Raw genomic sequence first — 19310 nt, 5'->3', positions numbered from 1 at the left:
ATGACGATCATCCTTACCGACCAGGACAAGAGCACCCTGAGGATCGCCGCGTACGGCGCCGTGACGCTGATGGCCGCCGCCGGAGCCGCCGGCGAACCGCACAAGATCGCCACTGCCGGCAGCATCGCGCTGGGCTCGGCCACCGGCCTGATCGGGCATGTGCTCGCCGACCACCCGGAGGCCAAGGACCTGACCGGCAGGTCCGTGGCCGCGATCGCCGACCGCGTGCTGCCGGCCCTGACCGCGGCCATGAACCTCCTGAAGCGGCAGGATCCGGCCGAGGCCGCCAACTTCCGCAGCACCGTCCTCGTCGCCGTCGAGACCGCCCAGATCCGCCAGGACCGGCCGAACCCCGCCACCGCCGAGATGGTCCGCAAGGTCACCGGAGCCCTCGACGCCGCCGGTGCGGACCGCGAGGCCGTACAGGACGGGCAGGATCGCCCGGAGCTGCAGAAGACGATCGAGGAGATCGTCGAATCCGGATTCGTCGGGGTGTCGCTGCGCGTGCACGACGAGCGCGGCGACTGGGCCGGCAGCGCCGGGGTGGCCGAGCTGGGCGGGACCGCGAAACCGCCGGTCAACGGGCACGCCCGGATCGGCAGCAACACCAAGACCTTCACCGCCACCCTGGTGCTGCAACTGGTGGCCGAGGGCAAGGTCGAGCTGGACGCCCCGGCGGCCGGCTACCTGCCCGAGTTCGGGCTGGACCGGCGGATCACGGTGCGGATGCTGCTCCAGCACACCAGCGGGCTGTTCAACTTCACCGGCGAGGTCTACGACGACGGGTCGATCGTGCACGGGATCCCCGTGCCTTACAACACCACGGGCAAGGAGTGGGTGGACATCCGGTTCCACACCTACCGGCCCGAGGAGTTGGTACGGCTGGCGCTGTCCAGGCCGGCCCGGTTCGAGCCGGGGACGGGCTGGAGCTATTCCAACACCAACTACGTGCTGGCCCGGCTGCTGATCGAGAAGGTCACCGGCCGCTCGCTGGCCGAGGAGATGCAGCGGCGGATCGTGGGGCCGCTCGGGCTGTCGGGCACGGTGGTGCCGGGCGCCTCGCCGGAGATCCCGGAGCCGCACAGCCGCATCTACTACCGCTATGAGGAGGACGGCGGGCAGCAGACGATCGACATCACCCGCTACAACCCCTCCTGGATCTGCACCGGCGGTGACATGATCTCCACCGGCCAGGACCTGGCCACGTTCATCTCCGCGCTGATGGGCGGCAAGCTTCTGCCGGCCTCGCTGCTGGCCGAGATGTGCGCCCCGCACCCCACGGGCCTGCCGAACATGGACTACGGGCTGGGCGTGTTCGTCACGAAAACCGACTGCGGCGCCACCCTCATCACCCACAACGGCGGCAACGTCGCCTCCATGACGCTGATGTACAGCACGCCCGACGGCGGCAAGACCCTGACCGCCGTACTGAACTGGGTGGACGACGCCGGCATGTCCATCGCCGCAGTGGTCCGGAAGGCCCAGCACAGGCTCGTCAACCAGGTGTTCTGCGGCGAGTAGGCCGATCCGGGTCGGATGCGAGGATCTCGGCCAGCCGGAGAGTGTCCTCGAGATAGCGCTCGTAGGGGAAGCCGGCTGCGACGAGCCCGGCGCGTAGCTCGTCGTAGAGCGGCTTCCCTGCCGTGTGGAAGGCTTCCCGGCCGGCATCGGTGAGGCGGACCAGCCGCCGCCGCGCGTGTTCGGGGTCGATGGTGATCCGCACCAGGCCATCCGTTTCGAGCGGTCGCAGCGCCCGGCTGATGGCCGGGTCGGACACCGACAGCGCCTGCGCGAGCCGATGCTGCGTCACCGGCTCGATGTCCTCCAACGTGCCCAGAAGCCGTATCTGGCTGTACGTCATCCCGTCCCGGCCATCGGTGCGCCGCCGGGCCGCCTCGCCCAGCAGCATGACCACGCGGTGCAGCAGATCTGCGAGTCCGTCATCCACCCCATCACCCTAGCCGAATGTTACCTTGTTAATATTAACCAGGTAAGGCTTATGTCGAGCCCCGGGAGCTGTCCTCACCATGGCGAACAACGAGATCGGCGCCGAGCGGCTCACCATGTTCGTCGACGCGGTGATCGCGATCGCGCTCACCCTGCTGGCGCTGGATCTCCCCGTCCCCACCGGGGACACCACCGAGGCGATGCTGAGTTCGGTTTCGGCCCACGGCCACGAGTACCTGGCCTTCGCGCTCAGCTTCGTGGTGATATCCGCCCACTGGCGCGCCCATCACGAGATATTCGGATATGTCCGCTCGCTGGGCGGCCGCCTGACCAGCCTCACCCTGGCGTGGCTGTTCATGCAGGTCCTGATGCCGTTCGCGACCCGGGTGCTCACCGCCGACGGCGCCTTCGCGCCCCGGTTCAGCCTGTACGCGATGGTCCAGGTCATGGCGTCCGCGTCGTTCGCACTGATCATCCGGGAGATCCGGCGCGCACACCTCTACCGGACGGACGTCCCGCCCCGGGCGTTCGCCGAGAGCATGGTGCGCAGTGTCTGCCTGGCCGCGGTGTTCGCGGTGTCCGTTCCCGTCTCGTTCCTGACCAATAGCACCGGCGCGTACCTGGTCTGGCTGACGGCGCCGATCGTGCTCACCGTCGCCCGCCGTCTCGGTACTGTGACGTCGCATGACCGACACCGAGCTTGAAATCACCGCAGACCTGGTCCGCGACCTGCTGCAGGAGCAACATCCGGACCTCGCGGGGCTGGCCGTCCGCGAGGTGGCGGGCGGCTGGGGCAACCAGATGTGGCGCCTCGGGGACGAGCTGGCCGTGCGCATGCAGCGCATGGACCCCACCCCGGAGCTCCAGCTCAAGGAGCGGCGGTGGCTGCCCGTGCTGGCCCCGCGCCTGCCGCTCCCGGTGCCGACCCCGGTGCGGTTCGGCGAACCGTCCGAGCGCTTCCCCAAGCACTGGACCGTGATGACGTGGGTTCCCGGCGAGCCGCTGGACCACGGCTCGATCAGCCGCGGCGACCACGCGGCCGACACGCTGGCGACCTTTCTCCGGGCGCTCCACGTGGAGGCGCCCGCCGAGGTGTCGATCGTTACGGACCGCGGTGCCCATCCCCGGGACTGCACGGGCGGTTTCGAGCACTTCCTCCAGGCCGTCGACCCCGGCGACATCCCCGCCGGCGTCCGGGAGGTCTGGGACGACGCCGTCGCGGCCGGCGCGTGGGAGGGCCCGCCGGTGTGGGTGCACGGCGACCTCCATCCCGCGAACGTCGTCGTCTCGGACGGAACGCTCTCGGGCATCGTCGACTTCGGTGACCTGTTCGTCGGCGACCCGGCGTGGGACCTCGCCGCCGCATGGGTGCTGCTACCCCCGGGCGCGGCCGCACGGTTCTTCGACGCGTACGCGCGGGCGGACGAGGCGGCCATCCGGCGCGCCCGCGGGCTGGCCGCCATGAAGAGCCTCTTCCTGATGCTCATGGGGCAGAACGGAGATCGGGGCCTTCCCGGCGGCAAGCCGCACTGGGGGCCCAAAGGCCGGGCGGCACTCGATCGGGTTCTGAAGGGCGTCTGACGCGGTCATCCCGGCTCCTCGGCCAGCAGGGTGGCGAGCTGGGCCCGGCCGGAGATGCCGAGCTTGGTGTAGGCGCGGGCCAAGGTGTTGTTGACGGTCGCCACCGACAGGCCGAGCTGCGCCGCGATGGCCCGGCTGCTGAGGCGCACGGCCAGCAGGGCCACCTCGCGTTCGCGGCGGCTGAGCACCCGCAGGATCTGCTCGTGGTTGAGCAACGGCGTGATGGCGCCCTCGCAGCGCGCGCGCAGGCCCGCGGCCCGCTCGCGCGCCAGCGCCGCCTTGCTGGCCAGGCCGGACTCCCGGTGAATCCTGGCCGTGCACGTCGCGACCTCGGCGGCGAGCAGGTGCTGGCCCAGCCGGTCGAAGGCGTCGACCGCCGCCGAGAGCGCTTCGCCGTCCTCCTTCCGCAGCCCGCGGGCCGCGGTCGCCAGGGCGTGGCTCATCGGGGTGCGCAGCGCCGCGTCCAGCTCTTCCAGCCGGCGGCACTGGCCGTCGCCGCCGAGCCGTACCACGTCGTAGCGCGCGAGCGCCTCGACGGTGGGAAGTCCCAGGCCGAGGGCCTGGTCGGCGGCGTAGCGCGCGACGATCGCGGCGTCGGTCAGGCGGTCCTCGGCGGCCAGGGTCCAGGCATTGCCCAGCGTCATCCAGGGGGCGTACACCCGGTTGGCGGCGTTGGCGGCCAGGTCGGCGCGTTCCATCCAGGTACGCGCGTCGGCCGCCTCACCGCCCACGGCGCACGCGGTGGCCAGCCCCGCCATGAACGTGCGGGTGAGCCGCAGCGTGTCCTTGCCCTCCAGACAGGTGATCGCCTCGCGCAGCGACCGGCCGGCGCTGACCGGCCTGCCCTGGCCGCATTCCACCAGCCCGCGGAAGCCGATGTAGCCGACCGACATCAGCGGGCTGCCGCCGGACAACACCTGGCGGTACCCCTCGTCGGCGACCTTCCACGCCTGGTGCGCCTCGCCCATCGCCAGGGACGCCAGGCAGCGGGCTATCTCAAGTTCGACCACGCCCCACGGCAGCTCGGCTCGGCGGGCCGTACCCACGGCCAGGCCACGCTCGTGGTAACCGGCGACCACGGGGGCGCGCCCGAGAAAGCCCGCGGCCGCCGTGGCGGCCGCGGTCGCCCAGATGACCGCCTGCGCGCTCGCCGTCTCCGTGGCGAGAAGCCGCTCCGCGATCTCCAGTACGGCCCCGCAGCGCCCGTCATGCAGCAGGATCCACGAGCGGATCCCCAGCGCCAGATCCTCGCCCGGCCGGTCGGTGAGATGGTCGAGCACCCGCTCGGCGGCCACGGCGTCGCCGTCACCCCAGTACGTGGTCTCGGCCCGGACCAATGCCCACCGGAGCAGCTCGTCGTCGCCGGACGGCGGCTCCTCCGGCAGGACCGCCGCCGCCTCGGCGCTGCGGCCCCGGTACTCCAGTACCTCGGCGAGCAGGGCGTCGGCCTCAACGGAGGGCTCGGCGTCCCGGGCCGCCCGCGCGAGCCGTTCGGCCAGGGCGAGGTCGGCGCGGTCGATGGCCTGGCGGGCCCCGCGCCGCACGACGTCGGCGCGCACCACCGCTCCGCCCTCGACCTGCCAGAGCGCGGCCCGCAGCAGGTCGTCGCCGCGGCGCAGCGGGGACTCCAGCAGGGCGTGCGCCAGGCGCCACCACAGCTGGCGGGCCCGGCCGGCGGGCAGGCCGGCGCGCACCACCTCGCCGTAGATCGGGTGCGTGAGCCGTACCTGCGTGCGATTGCCCTCGCGCTCGAAGACGGTCAGCCCGTGCGTCTGCGCCTCGTCGATGGCGGCGGGCTCCGCGAGCTGGGCCAGCAGGGGCAGGGGGAGCGGCTCACCGCACGCCAGCAGTTCCAGCACCAGGCGGATCCGGGGCGGCATGGGACGCAGCCGGTCGGCGAGCAGGCGGCGCATGGCTCCCGTGGGGTGGTAGTCGCCGGTGAAGTGCCACACCCCGTGCCGCGGGCGCAGCGCCCGGTCGGCGATGGCGGTCGACAGCAGCTCGCGCAGTGCCAGGGGATTGCCCGCGGCCATGGTGTGCAGCCTGACCCGGGTCACGCCGTCCACGTCGGCGGAGAGGGTGTGGTCGACCAGGTGGTCCACGGCGGACGGCGGCATGGCGGGCAGTTCGAGCCAGGGCGCCATGCCGTCCTTCCACAAGGTGGTGATCGTCTCGTTGCCCTCACCGGAACGGCACGTCGTCAGCACGAACGCCAGCCGGTGCGCGGCGAGATAGCCGATCAGCGCAGCCGATCCGGCGTCGAGCAGGTGGGCGTCGTCCACGCCGATGATCACCCGCCGGGTCTCGCCGCACCGGCGCAGGCGCGTGGCCGTCGCCGCCAGGACCGACACCCCCTGCTCACCGGGCAGCCAGCCGTTCGGCAGCAGATTGGCCACCGCGCCGAACGGGATCGACGCCAGCGCTCCGGTCGCCGCCACCCATTCGGTGTGACAGCCCCGCGACTCCAGGCTGCCGAGGACCTCCCGGGCCAGCCGGGTCTTGCCGATGCCGGCCTCGCCCGAGATGACGACGCCGATCGCCTCCTCCCGGTCGAAGCACGACCGGATCGTTTCAAGTTCCTCGTCCCGCCCGACGAACGGCCATCCCCGCATGAGCGCCTCCCGGGACTATTCGCCGTCCCGGGCATCGCGGATGACCGGCAGTCAACCGCCCTGTGGGCCGTCCAGCGCCTCGACCGCGCCGAGGCGCAGCGCGTACGCGAAACAACCGATGACCACGACCGCGAACGCGACCACGAGACCCAGCGCGACACCGACGCCGGACACCGCGGCCAGCCCGCCCACCAGCGGCGGCCCGCACATCATGGCGCCCCACGTGAGGCCGGAGACCGTGGCCAGGGCGGGTCCGGGCGCGATTCCCGGGATCTTGGAGCTCGCCCGGAGCGCCGCCGGGATGACGGGCGAGAACCCGAGCCCCACGGCCATCAGGCCGGCGATCGCGGTCACGGGATGGGGGACCAGGAGCGCGGGGAGGAAGCCGAGCCCGGCGAGGACCATGAGCACGCGCACGGTACGCACGGTCCCGAACCTGCCGAGCACCCGGTCGATGAACAACCTGCTGGCGAACATGCTGACCGCGTACACCGACAGGCCCAGCCCGGCCAGCTCCCGCGGCGCCCCGGCCGCGTCGGTGAAGAAGACCGAACTCCAGGTCTGGGCGCTCCCCTCGGCCAGGTTGGAGGAGAAGGCGACCACGCCGAGCAGGACGAGAACCATCCCTGCCGGCCTCCCGCCGGTTCCCACGGGCCTGGCCTTCGTGAGGACCGGACGGGGTGCGAGCACGACGAAAGCGGCGAAGGCCACCAGGCCGAGCTCCGCGCCCTGCAAGGCGACGGGCTGCCCGGCGTAGCCCGCGACGGTGCCGGCCGCGCCGCCGGCGAGCGCGCCGAGACTCCAGAAGCCGTGGAGCCTCGACATGATCGGTCTCGCCGTGGCGGATTCGACGTCGACGGCGTGCGCGTTCATCGCCACGCCGACGATCCCCTCGACGCCTCCCCAGATCCCCAGGAACAGCGCCAGGCTCCAGGGGGAGTCGGCCAGGCCCGGCAGCGGCGCGGCCGCGCACATGAGCGGGACCGTCCGGCGCAGCGCCCGCCCGCCGCCGATCCGCTTGACCAGCTGCCCCGCGGCGAACATGGCCGCGACCGAACAGAGCGGCCCCGCGAGCAGGGCGAGGCCGAGCTGCGCGTCGGACAGCCCGAGACCGTGCTTCAGCGACGAGATGCGTGATACGCAGGCCGCGACGAGGAGCGCGTGCGTGAAGAAGACGGCCGAGACGGCGGCCGCCGGGCTCACGCGGCGAACTTGCCGAGGTCGCCGAAGGGCGAGTCGAGCGGCCATGTGCACCATTCCACCGAGGCGTAGAACGAGGTTCCGTCGTCGTTTCTGGCTGTGGCGCGCGGGTGGTCGAGATGGAAGGTCGGATCGGCGAACCGGTCGAGCGGGCCGTGGTGCTCCACCCGGCGCACGAAGTCCAGGTCCTCGCCGCCCCAGCCGGAAAATCGTTCGTCGAAGCCGCTGACGCGGGAGAACAGCGAATCGCGCACCCAGACGCAGCAGCCGGGCGGACGCCGGAGATAGACGCCCCGCGCGGCGCGCTCGTCGACGTGGGCGTCCCCGTGAAAGCAGCGCCGCTCGATCGCTCGCGCGCTGGACTCACGATCGAGGAAGAGAATGTCCCTGAACGGCAGGTGCGCCTGGGTACCCGGCTCCGAAAAACGTTTCAACGCCCGGCTGACGAAATCGCGGTCGACGAGCATGTCGGCGTCGAGCACGCAGATGGTCTCGGCGGGCCGCGCGCCGTGGGCGACGCCCACGTTGACCGCCCACGCCTTGTTGAACCGGCCGGAATGCCGCGCGAAGACGTAGCCGTCGACCACGGGCTCCAGCAGGTGCCGCTGTTTCGGGGCATCGTCGGCTTCGACCACGACGATGCGGTAGTCGTGCCGTGCGGCGCTCTGGTCCAGGAGCGCCGCGATGGCGGCCGCCAGGTTCCGCGAACGTGCGCCGCCCGGTGTGGCGTCGCGGAACGGGATCACGATGGCGGCCCTGACGCGGTGCCCGCCGGCGTTCCCCGGGCGCCGGGGGAGGCCCGACAGGATCTCCGTGGCGGTGGGGGAGCCGTGCGCGGGCGCCGGGGTGTCGTCGCCGACGTGCAGACGGAGCCGGGACCTGCACTCGGTCGCCCAGGCGAGTTCGGCGAGCCGCGCGCACCGCTCGCTCTCGGTTCTGGCGATCGCGTCGTCCAGCCGGGCGCGCAGGTCGCGGTAGAGGACGGGACTGGCGGGTTCGGCGAGGAGAAGCCGGCTCAGCCGCGCGACCTCGCGGATGTCGAAGTCCAGCAGCGTGGCGGCCATGCGCTGGTGGACCTCGCGCGACCAGTCCCAATAGTCGGGCGCCTGGCTCTGGCAGAACTCGTCCGCCGAGATGACCAGGCTGCCCACCGCGCTGCCGGCCACGGCCGAGGCTGACATGGACATGGCGCTTCCCTTCTCACGCTTCGAAGTGACGTAGCTCCGGCGGCTTCGCGAAGTAGGGCTCGATGGCCTTCGCCAGCTCCGCCGCGTTCTCGCTGTCCGGGAAGAGGTCGAGGTGGTGGAAGAGGCTCTCCCAGCCGACGCGGACCAGGTAGCGGCCGCTCGCCTCGGCGTCGCGATGCAGGTCGGCGGAGGTGCAGCCCTCGGCGGCCAGGAGAAGCGGGCTCGCCTGCCGGAAGGCCCTCTCGAACTCCTCCTCCCGGCCGGGCGTGATGTACAGGTAGGCGTACTCGAAGATCATCTACTTCTCCTCGCTCAGGTACCGCTCGACGGCGCCGAGCAGGTCTCGCCATGAGGTCAGGAACTGCGCGATGCCGTCGGCTTCGAGCCGGCGCACCATCTCGTCGTAGCCGATGCCGAGGGCGGCCAGCGCGCCGAACACCTCGGCTCCATCCGGTACGGCGCCGCCCACCGTCCCGTGGTCGGCGAAGGCGTCGATGGCCGGTTCGGGCAGGGTGTTGACGGTTCCGGGGATCGCCAGCCCCGCGGTGTAGTAGGTGTCCGGGTAGGCCGGGTCCTTGACGCTGGTCGAGGTCCACAGCAGGCGTTGCCGGTGCGCGCCCGCCGCGGCGAGCGCCCGCCAGCGGCCGGACTCGAGGTCCCGCAGGTGCCGCCGGTGGGCGAGGCGGGCGTTGGCCAGGCCCGCCAGCCCGCGCAGGCGCCGCGCCTCACCGGTGCCGATGGCGTCCAGCCGCCGGTCGGCGTAGGTGTCGAGGCGGGAGACGAAGAACGAGGCCACCGACCGCACCCGCGCGGGGTCGGCGCCCAGCTCGATCGCCTGCTCGACGCCCTCCATGTACGCCGCGTGCACGGCGGCGTACCGGGACAGCGCGAAGATCAGTGTCACGTTGACGCTGATCCCGTGCGCCACCAGGTCGGTGATCGCCGGCAGCCCGGCCGGGGTCGCCGGGACCTTGATGAGGACGTTGGGGCGATCGATCGCCTCCCACAGCCGCCGCGCCTGCTTGACCGTGCCCGCCGTGTCGTGCGCCAGGCCCGGGTCGACCTCGATGGAGACGCGGCCGTCGCGGCCGTCCGTGCGCTCGTACACCGGGCGCAGCACGTCCGCCGCGTCCCGGACGTCGGTCGTGGTCAGCCGCTCCACGGCCACCGCCGCGCCGGCGCCCTGCCGGGCCAGCTCGCGGAGCTGGGCGGCGTAGGCGGAGGTCCCCCGGACGACGGCGTCGCGGAAGATCGTCGGATTCGTGGTGACGCCTACCACGTGCCTGTCGCGCACCGCCGCGGCGAGAGTGCCGGTCACGATGCGCTCGCGGCTGAGGTCGTCGAGCCAGATCGAGACGCCGTGCTCGCTCAACGCCCGCAGCCGATCGTTGCCCGCCATCGCCTACGCCTTGATGAAGGCGCCGGCGTCGACCGGGACGGTCGCCCCGGTCACATAACGCGTCTCGTCGGAGGCCAGCCACAGCACGGCGTTGCTCACGTCGATCGACTCGACCCAGGGCACCGGGATCGCGTTGAGCCTGGCGGCCGACTCGGCGATCTGCTCCGCCGTGGGCCGGTCCACGCCGGGCACCAGCAGCCGCAGCCCCACGGGATTGCGCACCATGTCGGTGTCGACGTTGCCGGGATGCACGCTGTTGACCCTGATGCGGTACGGGGCCAGCTCGTTGGCCAGGGAGCGCATCAGCCCGACCAGCCCGTGCTTCGAGGCGGCGTAGTGCGCCATGTTCGGGCGCCCGAGCAGCCCGGCCACCGAGTTCGTCAGGATGAGCGACCCGCCTCGCCCGGCCTCGATCATGTGGGGGATCACGCTGCGCAGGGTGTTCCAGACCCCGGTGAGGTTGACGTCGATCATGTCCTGCCACTGCTTGGCGGACAGCTCCCAGCCGCGGCCCAGCGAGCCGATGCCGGCGTTCGCGCACACGACGTCGATGTCGCCGAACGCCTCGCGCCCGGCCCGCACCGCCGCGTCCAGCTGATCGACGTTCCGCACGTCGGCGACCGCGGTGATGATCTTCGCGCCGCGGGCCTCGACGAGGCTCCTGGTCTCGTCGAGATCGTCCGCGCGGGCCAGCGCGTAGTGCGTACTCCCGACCTCGTGACAGATGTCGGTGGCGATGATGGCCGCGCCCTCCTCGGCCAGCCGTAGCGCGTGCGACCTGCCCTGCCCGCGCGCGGCGCCCGTGATGAGGACGACCTTGCCGTCAACCCGTCCCATTGTGGTCCCCTTTGCGGCTCGTGGGTTGTGCGAAGTTCGCGGCGGCCAGGCCTCGGGCCTCTTCGGCGGTACGGCGCAGCGCCGCGACGGCCGCGCCGGGATCCTCGGCTCCGTAGACGGCCGACCCGGCCACGAAGGCGTCCGCGCCGGCCGCCGCGCACGACTCGATCGTGCGCAGGTTGACGCCGCCGTCGACCTGGAGCCACAGCGGCAGCCCCTGCTCGTCGATGACCCGCCGGGCGCGGCTGACCTTGGCGAGCAGGTAGCCGAGGAACTCCTGGTTGCCGAAACCGGGTTCCACCGTCATCACCAGGAGCATGTCCACCTCCCGGAGCAGGGCCTCGTACGGCTCCAGCGGCGTGGCCGGATTCAGCGCGAGCCCGGCCTGCGCGCCCGCGCCGCGAATCGCCCGCAGCGTGCGTACCGGCGCTTTGACGGCTTCGGCGTGAATGGTGACGCTCGCGGCCCCAGCCTCGGCGTACCGGATGGCCCAGTGGTCCGGGTCGGCGACGCCGAGATGGATGTCGAGGGGGAGTTCGGCGCTGCGGACCAGCGATTCCACCACCGGCAGCCCCACGGTCAGATTCGGGACGAAGTGGCTGTCCATCACATCGACGTGGATCATGTCCGCCGCACCGGCCACCCGGTTGGCCGCCTCGGCCAGGCGGGACATGTCAGCCGCGAGAATGCTGGGCGCCATACGGAGTGCCACGGTCTGCTCCCGGGGTACGAAGAACGAGCGAATGGTCGTTGATCTCGAGTTCGATCCGGCCGAGGTGTTCGGCGATCCGGTCCGCCTCGGCGAGGGCGGCGCCGTCGTGCCGGAACATGACGGCGATCGTGGTCATCCCGGCCGCCCGTGCCGCCCGTATCCCGCTGGGCGAGTCGTCCACGGCCAGCGCGTCGGCCGGATCGACGCCGAGCAGGCCGGCGGCCAGGAGGAAGCCCTCCGGATGCGGTTTGGCGTGCCGTACGTCATCGGCGCTGACCAGCACCCGAGGAACGGGAAGCCCCGCGCCGCGCAGCCGCGCCATGGCCACCTCGGTGTCGTTGGAGGTGACGATGGCCCACCTGTCGTCCGGCAGGGCTTCGAGCAACGCCGCCACGCCGGGCAGCGCGACGGTGCTGCCCGTACGGTCACGCTCGGCCAGCCGCACGGCCTCGGCCTCCGCCGCGATCTCCGGCTCGCCGAGATGCGGAAGAAGGGAACGCACGATGTCAGTTCTGCGCCGCCCGTAATGCTGGGCCAGGTCGAACGCGGCGGCTATTCCCTTGGATGCGGCCCACGTTCCCCAGCAGGCCTCGGCATCCGCATAGGAGTCGACCAGGGTGCCGTCGAGATCCAGCGCGATGGCGCTGAAAGAAGTACGCATGAAATCCCGCCTTTTCCCGTCCCGGAGTGGTTCTGGGCGAACGTATGCCGGGCGCCCGCCGGGGCAATAGATCAGGCGGATTAATCAGGTGGCCGCGCACAGCCCGGCCAACTAACCAGCCAGGGCGATCACCTCACCGAGGCCCGTGGCCGACCCAGGCCGCCCGGAACCTCCTCTTGGGCACTGACGATCACCCAACCTGGCCGGGCGGGAGCTGCTCGCGGCTCGAACAGAGTAGGTGTGACTACTCCTGACAAAGCTCGTCGATGGCCGTCCGTCGGGCGCGAGCCGGAACTGAAGGCGAGGCACTGCACCGATCGGGCGGGCGCGGCGAGTGGGTCGCGGCGAGTTCCGCGGCCGCGCAGATCCCGTTCGGGGCGCTGGCGCACCTCGTACCTGACCACGTTCCGGTCGCCGCCGGGTCGGTGCAGCTGATGCGAGCGATCGGCCGGCGGGTCCGCCAGGCGACGGTGCTCGGCGTCGACGACACGCACCTGCTCGACGAGGCATCCAGCACGGTGATCGCGGGTCTGGCCGGTGTTCGTGGTGGCGACCGTACGCGGCATGGGCGCTTCGCGCAACACCTCGCACACCGTGACGACGGGCGAGGGATGGAGGACCGACACGTTCCCCCTCTGATCGATTGATCGAGCGATTCTGCCCCCAGGCGAGGTATCCCCGGGGGCAGAAGTCCGCCACGCCTCCCGTGAGGCAAGGACCCGCCTGCGGTGTCACCGCGGTTGGGCGGTCTCCCGGATCGCCCCGATCACCATGTCCAGCTCCGCGCCGAAGATCTGATCAGGCGTCACGGCCCGCAGGCTCGGCAGCAGGGCCTTCAGCTGCTTCATCCCCTCGCCCGCTTCCGCGGCCACGAACAACTCGGCGTTGCGCTCCGGGGCGGTCGGATCGCCGTGCACCTCGCGCTGCACCCTCCCGAGCACGAGGTCCACGAAGATGAGGTAGTAGCGGGCGGCGGCCTGGTCGTCGAGGCCGGCCGTCGCGAGGATGTCCGCGATCGTATCGGCGATCCGCAACCCGCCCGGTCCGGCGTTCACGCGGCTCATCGCGCGCTCGGCGATGCCGGGATGCTCACGCAGCACGGCGCGCATGCTGTGCGCGAGGTGGCGCAGCCGCTCCTCCCACGGGCCCCGCGACGCCTCGTCCGGGATCACCTGGCGGGCGACCTCGTCGGCGACCAGGTCCAGAATCGCGTCCTTGTCCGCCACGTGCCGATAGAGCGCCATCCGGGCCGCACCCACCTCGGCGGCGAGACGGCGGATGGTGAGCGCATCCACACCTTCCCTGCGCACGAGCGCGAGCGCGGCATCGACGATCTGCGCCCTCTCCAGGCTGCCCCACGGCCGACGGTCCGTCACGTCGCCCAGCATACTTGCGGACGCTGTCCGCAAGTGTTTAAGTAAGGCTAACCTAAATGGAGGTGTCGCATGGAGAACTGGGACCAATGGCCGCTACTTGAGGTGCGTGCGGAGGATCCGGCCTCGGTCACCGCGGCGCTGTGGTCGGCCACGCGACGAGAGACTCCCTTTACGGCCGTCGTGGTTCTGGCCGCCTCCGAGCCCGCCCCGCGCGGCAAGGAGGCGCCGGCGCGAGTGCGCATGCTCATGCGGGTACGGCCAGGCCTGCGCCAATGGTGCCGCGGCCTGGCCTTCGTCCTTGCCGGCGACCCTCCGGAGAAGGCGTCGCGGTCGGCCGACAAGTTGTGGGGCTGTCCAACGCTCGCGACCCGTGATCTGGCCGAGGCGAGGGACTGGGCCCGCCGCATGCTGGCCGAGGAGGCGTGATGTGGCTGCTGGCCGGGCTCTTCACGCTGGTCCTTCTCCTTCGCGGCAAGGTCGTGAAGGGCGATGGCAGGATCACCGTCCTCGCGGTGCTGGTGGCCGCGTTCGCGGCGAGCGTCGCGCAGACGATCGTCGTCGCGGCGTTGCCCGCGTTCGCACGCGAGTTCGGAGTGTCCGCCACAGCGGCGCCATGGGCGCTGACCGTTTTCATGCTCGCCGGCGCGGTCGCCATTCCGGTCGCCGGGCGGCTCGGCGACCGGTACGGCTATCGCCGGATCGCGCTGGTCTGCCTGGGCTTCTTCGTCGCGGGCCAGCTCCTGTGCGCGCTGTCCGGCTCCTTCCCGCTGCTGCTCGCCGGGCGGGCGCTCGCCGGGGTCTCCGGCGGTCTGTTCCCGCTCGCGTTCGGGCTCGTGCGCCACGCGGTCTCCGCCGACCGGCTGCCGCACGCCGTCGCGCTGCTGTCGGCGATGTTCGGCATCGGCGGAGCGGCCGGCATGCTCGCCGCCGCCCCCCTGCTGACCGCGTTCGGCGCGGAATGGCTGTTCTGGCCGCTGTTCGCCCTGGGGATCGTGGCGCTCCTGCTGGTACTGCTCCTGCCGGCCGACGAGCCCGCCGCCGGCGCCCGCGTGCGGCAACCGATGGTCGATCTCCGCCTGCTCCGCAGCCGCGCGATGGTGGTGACCAACCTGGCCACCGTCGCGATCGGCACGGCCATGTTCGGCGTCGTCACGTTGATCCCGCATCTCGTTCCCGAAGACCGGATCGTGGTCGCGTTGTTGCCCATGGTCGCGGCGATGCTGGTGACCACCCCGCTCTCGCCGCGGCTCGGCGGGCGGCTCTCCGTCCGGGCGGGCGCCGCGCTGGGCATCGCCTCAGGTGTGGCGCTGGCGTTCGCGCACGATGAGCTGTGGCAGATCTGTGTTGCCGGCCTCTTGCTCGGCGCCGGGTACGGACTGGCGTTCTCGGCGTTCGGCATGCTCGTGGTGGACGCCGTCGAAGCACGTCAAACGGGGATGGCGACGGGGGTCAACACGATCGCCAGAACCGCGAGTGGAGCAGCCGGAGCCCAGCTGGCCCCGCTACTCGTTGCCGTTGGCGGCAACGGTCCCGCGTTCGCCACGTTCGCCCTGATCGCGGCGCTGGCTCTGGCGATCACCGGCGCCCTGCCCCAGCGCACCCCGAACCAGGCTGCTGCGGCACCGTTCTAAGGCTTGTTCAGGTCTGTCCGAAGGATGCGGTCCATGCCGAACTCGAAGACTTCCTCCTGCGTGAACTCCGGCAGGTCATCACCGAACGAGCGCATCACCGGATACCGCTCCGCGGGCAGTTCCCGTAGCGAGTTGCGTACCTTCGACCAGTGGTCGGCGTTCCATCCGGCCCGTTCCTGGTAGATCGAGGCACTGCCGATGGTGAACCGGACCAGGCTGGAGGCGATCCCCACGGCGGTTCGCCGCTCGATCCCGCTGTTCAACAGCAGGGCGTAGAGCACCTCGGCGAGACGCATGTCGCCCTGGCCGCCGGAACCGGCCTTCATGATCGCCGGATGTTCGGTCAGCAGCCGGAAGAAATGCCGCATGACCTGCCGTACCCCGTCGAGCCCGGCGTCAGGCGACTCGGGCACCTCGATGGTCGCCAGCAGGCTGTCGTAGAGCGCGGCGAGGATCTCCTCCTTGCTCTTGAAGTAGGTGTACAGCGCCATGGGTTGCACGCCCAGGTCCTTGGCGAGCCGGCGGACGGTGACCGCGCTGAGCCCTTCGGCGTCCATGAGCTGTGTCGCGTGCTCCAGGATCACCTGATGGCTGAGCGTCCCTCGCGGGGCACGGGGCATGCTCGATCTCCCATCTGTCGTATCGCGTACTGTACATGTACTGTTCGCGTATGGAACAACGTTACCGTGCCGCCGAGCAGTTGCTCGGACACAACAGGCCCATTTTGGTACGCGGCGGCAAGATCCGGCCCGTCTGGCAGGACGGGACCTTCTGGTACCGCGCCGACGGCCGGTTCCTGCGCGTGGACCCCGCGACGGGAACGAAGGAGCCGGCCTTCGACCACGAACGGCTGGCCAAGGCCCTGGGCGCCGACCCGGACGCGCTGCCCTTCGGCACCATCACGCTGGAGGACGGCGCCGTCGTCTTCGACACCGACGGGGCACGCCGGCGCTGCTCGCTCGACACCTACACCATGACCAGGAGCGCGGCGCCCGGCCCCACGGACGTCGTCTCGCCCGACGGCCGCCACGCCGTCTTCCGCAAGGGCCACGACCTGTGGCTGCGCGAGCTCGCGACCGGCGCCGAGTCCCCGCTGACCACCGACGGCACCGCCGAGCGGCCCTACGGCGCCGGCACGGACTCCAGCTCTCACCGGACGCTCCTGCGCCGCCTCGGCCTGCCGTACTATCCGCCGCTCGTCGTGTGGTCGCCGGACGGCAAACGACTGCTGACCCACCGCCTCGACGAGCGCGGCGTCGGGCTCATGCACCTGGTGGAGAGCGCGCCCGCCGACGGCGGGCGGCCCGTCCCGCACACCTACCGCTACGCGCTGCCCGGCGACGAGGTGCTGCCGCGCGCCGAGCTGATCGTCTTCGACGTCGCATCCGGTACGGCGGTGGCCGCCAAGGCCGAACCGCTCCTCGTGGCCCACCTGTCGCCCATCGCGCTCAGGCGGATCTGGTGGGCCGACGACGGCTCGGCCGCCTACTACCTGCAGCAGACGCGCGACTACCGCACCCTGCGGCTGAACAGCCTGGATCCGGCGACCGGCGACGTGCGCACCCTGGTCGAGGAGAGCGGTCCCACCCGGGTCGAGCCGTCGCAGTGGATCGGCCACAAGCCGATCGTGAAAGTGCTCCCCGAAGGCGTGGTCTGGTACTCCCAGCGCGACGGCTTCGGCCACCTCTACCTGTACGGTGACCGGACCGTCCGCCTCACCCGCGGCGAATGGAACGTCCAGGAGATCCTCCACGCCGACTCCACCGGCGTGTACTTCACCGCCGCCGGCCTGGTGCCCGAGGATCCCTACCGTCGCCAGGTCTGCCGGGTCGCGCTCGACGGCACGGGCTTCGCCAGGATCACCGGCGACGACCTCGACCACGAGGTGAGCGCCGCCGACGACGGCTCCTGCTTCGTCGACTCCGCCTCCGCCGTGGACGTGCCGCCGGTGATCACGGTACGCGGATGGGACGGCCGTGTCCTGGTGGACCTGGGGCACGCCGACATCTCCGGCCTGCTCGCCACCGGCTGGCAGCCGCCGGAGCGCGTGCGCGTCAAGGCCGCCGACGGCGTGACCGACCTCTACGGGGTGCTCCACAAGCCGCACGGCTTCGATCCGGCCCGGCGCTACCCGGTCGTCGATCATCCCTATCCCGGGCCGCAGACCAGCCGGGTGCCGCCCTCCTTCGATCCGGGCTTCTACGGTTATGACGCCGAGGCGGTGGCCGCGCTCGGCTTCGCCGTACTCGCTCTCGATGGGCGCGGCACCCCAGGACGGGACAAGGCCTTCCACGACGCCTCCTACGGCGCGCTGGAGACGGGCGGCCACCTCGACGACCACATCGCGGCCCTGCGGCAGCTCGCCGAGACCCGCCCGTGGCTGGACCTGGACCGCGTCGGAATCTTCGGCCGCTCGGGTGGCGGCTACGCGACCGTGCGCGCCCTGCTCGCCCACCCGGACTTCTTCAAGGTCGGCGTCGCCGAGTGCGGCAACCACGATCAGCGCCTCTACCACTCGATGTGGGGCGAGTCCTACGAGGGCCCGGTCGATGCCGGGACCTACGCGCGCTCGGCCAACACCGAACTGGCCGACCGGCTCCAGGGCAAGCTCCTGCTCGTCCACGGCGAGCTGGACGACAACGTCACGCCACACCTGACCATGCGGCTGGTCGAGCGGCTGATCGCCGCGAACAAGGACTTCGAGTTGCTGATCGTGCCCGGCGCCGAGCACCTGTTCGTCGGGTTCGAGGAGTACGTGACTCGCCGCCGCTGGGACTACTTCGTGCGTCACCTGCTGAACGCCGAGCCGCCCGCCGGGTACCGGCTCAACCCCATCCCGTTCGACCCCGAACTGCTCGCGGGCTAGGAGCACCCATGGAGAACTTCATCCGGGCCACCGCCGAGTCGCTGGGCGTCGTCGGCGCCCAGGCCGCCGTCGTCAAGGGCGAAACCGTCCGCTCGTACGCGGTCGGGCTGGCCGACGCCCGCCACGGCACCCCGGTGGACGACGGCACGCTCTTCCAGATCGGCTCCACGACCAAGCTGTACACGGCCGCGATGCTCATGCGGCTCGCCGACGACGGCAGGCTGGACATCGACGCGCCCGTCTCCGGACACCTGCCCGAGTACGACCTCGGCACGATCACCGCGCGCCACCTCATGTCGATGACCAGTGGCCTCGACAACGGCCCCTACGCGGATACGGGACGCGGCGACGACTGCGTGGCCGCGTACGTACGCCTCCTCGCCGGCATTCCGCCCATCTTCGAGCCCGGCGCCGGTTTCGGATACTCCAACGCCTCGACCGTCGTCTCCGGGCTGCTCGTGGAGAGGATCACCGGACGCTGCTGGGACGACGCCCTGCGCGACCTCCTGCTGGAGCCCGCCGGTCTCGCCCACACCGCCGGCCTCGCCGACGAACTGCTCTACCACCGGGTCGCGCTCGGCCACACGCGTGAGCGCGAGGTCGTCAAGCCGTTCTTCTTCTCCCGGGGGCTCGGCCCGTCCGGCTCCACGCTCTGTGCCAGCGCCCTCGACCTGATCGCCTTCGGCCGCCTGTTCCTGCGCGGCGGCGTGCTTTCCGCGGCTGCCCTCAAGGAGATGCACACACCGCACGCCGAGGTTCCCGCGCGCTGCTTCGCCGACCACTGGTGCGCCGGGCCGTACCTGAAGATCTGGGACGGCGTGCGCGTCTACGGCCACAGCGGCACCACCCCGAGCGGTTCCTCCACGCTCAACTGGATCCCGGAGCACGACCTGGTGGTGGCCACGATCGTGAACGTGGCCGAGCGCGGCTATCAGTTCGCCGACGCGGTGATCCGTGAGATCGTGCGGGCCGAGACCGGCGTCGTCAAGCCCGCGCTGCCCGAACCCGACCCGGCGCTGAGCATCGCGCCGGACCCCTACACCGGCCGGTACGGCGCCCACGATCTCCTCTACGAGGTGACCGCGAAGGACGGCCGCCTGCACGCGGTGATCCACGGTCCGGACGGGTCGCTCGCCTCGACGGACCTGCTTCCCCTCGGCGAGCACCGCTTCCTGCCCGCCGACGATGCCTTCACCGCACACCACATGTGGGACGTGGCCTTCGTCATGGGCGCCGACGGCCGCGCGGTCCGGCTGCTCAACGGCGCGTTCGCCGCGCGCTCGCTATGACCGGTGATCAAG

General features: G+C 71.5%; 19 protein-coding genes. 8 read left to right on the top strand and 11 right to left on the bottom strand.

The window, feature by feature from the left end; all coding sequences use genetic code 11:
• Window positions 1-1521, top strand: a complete 1521-nt coding sequence (locus ACFWY5_RS52695; RefSeq protein ID WP_379639573.1) for a serine hydrolase domain-containing protein — start codon at window positions 1-3, stop codon at window positions 1519-1521.
• On the opposite strand, the gene ACFWY5_RS52690 is transcribed toward ACFWY5_RS52695, so the two are convergent.
• Entirely contained in the window at window positions 1496-1948 is a 453-nt protein-coding gene (locus tag ACFWY5_RS52690; RefSeq protein WP_379639572.1) for a MarR family winged helix-turn-helix transcriptional regulator, read from the bottom strand. The genes ACFWY5_RS52695 and ACFWY5_RS52690 overlap by 26 nt on opposite strands.
• Before the next feature lie 79 nt (window positions 1949-2027).
• Here ACFWY5_RS52690 and ACFWY5_RS52685 point away from each other — a divergent pair, with 79 nt between their 5' ends.
• Both ACFWY5_RS52685 and ACFWY5_RS52680 read left to right on the top strand, forming a co-directional pair.
• Complete coding sequence (locus tag ACFWY5_RS52685; RefSeq protein ID WP_379639571.1) at window positions 2028-2651, top strand: TMEM175 family protein; 624 nt, start codon at window positions 2028-2030, stop codon at window positions 2649-2651.
• Window positions 2632-3528, top strand: a complete 897-nt coding sequence (locus ACFWY5_RS52680; RefSeq protein WP_379639570.1) for an aminoglycoside phosphotransferase family protein — start codon at window positions 2632-2634, stop codon at window positions 3526-3528. Before ACFWY5_RS52685 ends, ACFWY5_RS52680 begins: the two co-directional genes overlap by 20 nt.
• Before the next feature lie 5 nt (window positions 3529-3533).
• Here ACFWY5_RS52680 and ACFWY5_RS52675 read toward each other — a convergent pair whose 3' ends face one another.
• The 8 genes from ACFWY5_RS52675 to ACFWY5_RS52640 are packed head-to-tail and all read right to left on the bottom strand — an operon-like array spanning window position 3534 to window position 12136.
• Window positions 3534-6140, bottom strand: coding sequence for an AAA family ATPase (locus ACFWY5_RS52675; protein WP_379639569.1), 2607 nt, complete (start codon window positions 6138-6140; stop codon window positions 3534-3536).
• Window positions 6141-6191: 51 nt separating this feature from the next.
• Entirely contained in the window at window positions 6192-7343 is a 1152-nt protein-coding gene (locus ACFWY5_RS52670; RefSeq protein WP_379639568.1) for an MFS transporter, read from the bottom strand.
• Window positions 7340-8527: a glycosyltransferase gene (locus ACFWY5_RS52665; RefSeq protein ID WP_379639567.1), complete on the bottom strand. Its 1188-nt coding sequence runs from the start codon at window positions 8525-8527 to the stop codon at window positions 7340-7342. The genes ACFWY5_RS52670 and ACFWY5_RS52665 overlap by 4 nt, the downstream gene beginning before the upstream one ends.
• A gap of 13 nt (window positions 8528-8540) precedes the next feature.
• Window positions 8541-8825, bottom strand: a complete 285-nt coding sequence (locus ACFWY5_RS52660; protein ID WP_379639566.1) for an antibiotic biosynthesis monooxygenase family protein — start codon at window positions 8823-8825, stop codon at window positions 8541-8543.
• Window positions 8826-9926, bottom strand: coding sequence for a transaldolase (gene tal / locus ACFWY5_RS52655; protein ID WP_379639565.1), 1101 nt, complete (start codon window positions 9924-9926; stop codon window positions 8826-8828).
• 3 nt (window positions 9927-9929) lie between these two features.
• Complete coding sequence (locus ACFWY5_RS52650) at window positions 9930-10763, bottom strand: mycofactocin-coupled SDR family oxidoreductase (protein ID WP_379610154.1); 834 nt, start codon at window positions 10761-10763, stop codon at window positions 9930-9932.
• On the bottom strand, window positions 10750-11475 hold the full coding sequence (gene rpe, locus ACFWY5_RS52645; protein ID WP_379610153.1) for a ribulose-phosphate 3-epimerase: 726 nt from the start codon (window positions 11473-11475) through the stop codon (window positions 10750-10752). Before rpe ends, ACFWY5_RS52650 begins: the two co-directional genes overlap by 14 nt.
• Window positions 11438-12136: an HAD-IA family hydrolase gene (locus tag ACFWY5_RS52640; RefSeq protein ID WP_379610152.1), complete on the bottom strand. Its 699-nt coding sequence runs from the start codon at window positions 12134-12136 to the stop codon at window positions 11438-11440. Before ACFWY5_RS52640 ends, rpe begins: the two co-directional genes overlap by 38 nt.
• Window positions 12137-12402: 266 nt before the next feature.
• On the opposite strand from ACFWY5_RS52640, the gene ACFWY5_RS52635 reads away from it, so the two are divergent.
• Window positions 12403-12783 (top strand): hypothetical protein, encoded by a 381-nt coding sequence (locus tag ACFWY5_RS52635; RefSeq protein ID WP_379639564.1) that lies wholly within the window; start codon window positions 12403-12405, stop codon window positions 12781-12783.
• Between the two features lie 84 nt (window positions 12784-12867).
• Here ACFWY5_RS52635 and ACFWY5_RS52630 read toward each other — a convergent pair whose 3' ends face one another.
• A complete protein-coding gene (locus ACFWY5_RS52630; RefSeq protein ID WP_379610150.1) occupies window positions 12868-13512 on the bottom strand; it encodes a TetR/AcrR family transcriptional regulator C-terminal domain-containing protein in 645 nt (214 codons plus the stop codon).
• 69 nt (window positions 13513-13581) lie between these two features.
• On the opposite strand from ACFWY5_RS52630, the gene ACFWY5_RS52625 reads away from it, so the two are divergent.
• On the top strand, window positions 13582-13938 hold the full coding sequence (locus ACFWY5_RS52625) for a hypothetical protein (RefSeq protein ID WP_379639563.1): 357 nt from the start codon (window positions 13582-13584) through the stop codon (window positions 13936-13938).
• Entirely contained in the window at window positions 13938-15143 is a 1206-nt protein-coding gene (locus ACFWY5_RS52620) for an MFS transporter (protein ID WP_379639562.1), read from the top strand. Before ACFWY5_RS52625 ends, ACFWY5_RS52620 begins: the two co-directional genes overlap by 1 nt.
• Here ACFWY5_RS52620 and ACFWY5_RS52615 read toward each other — a convergent pair.
• The gene (locus tag ACFWY5_RS52615; protein ID WP_379639561.1) at window positions 15140-15763 is read right to left on the bottom strand and encodes a TetR/AcrR family transcriptional regulator; all 624 of its coding nucleotides are present in this window, start codon (window positions 15761-15763) and stop codon (window positions 15140-15142) included. The genes ACFWY5_RS52620 and ACFWY5_RS52615 overlap by 4 nt on opposite strands.
• A gap of 50 nt (window positions 15764-15813) precedes the next feature.
• Between ACFWY5_RS52615 and ACFWY5_RS52610 the strand changes: the two genes are divergently transcribed.
• Together ACFWY5_RS52610 and ACFWY5_RS52605 are read left to right on the top strand one after the other, a co-directional pair.
• Window positions 15814-18009 carry a DPP IV N-terminal domain-containing protein gene (locus ACFWY5_RS52610; protein WP_379639560.1) on the top strand — a complete coding sequence of 732 codons (2196 nt, stop codon included), beginning with the start codon at window positions 15814-15816 and terminating at the stop codon, window positions 18007-18009.
• An 8-nt stretch (window positions 18010-18017) separates the two neighbouring features.
• On the top strand, window positions 18018-19298 hold the full coding sequence (locus tag ACFWY5_RS52605; protein ID WP_379639559.1) for a serine hydrolase: 1281 nt from the start codon (window positions 18018-18020) through the stop codon (window positions 19296-19298).
• Window positions 19299-19310 lie beyond the last annotated feature (12 nt).

The organism is Nonomuraea sp. NPDC059007, from assembly GCF_042740555.1.
Classification (GTDB): Bacteria; Actinomycetota; Actinomycetes; order Streptosporangiales; family Streptosporangiaceae; genus Nonomuraea.
Note: the sequence above shows the minus strand (reverse complement) of the source record. Positions and strands in the feature narration are given on the sequence as shown.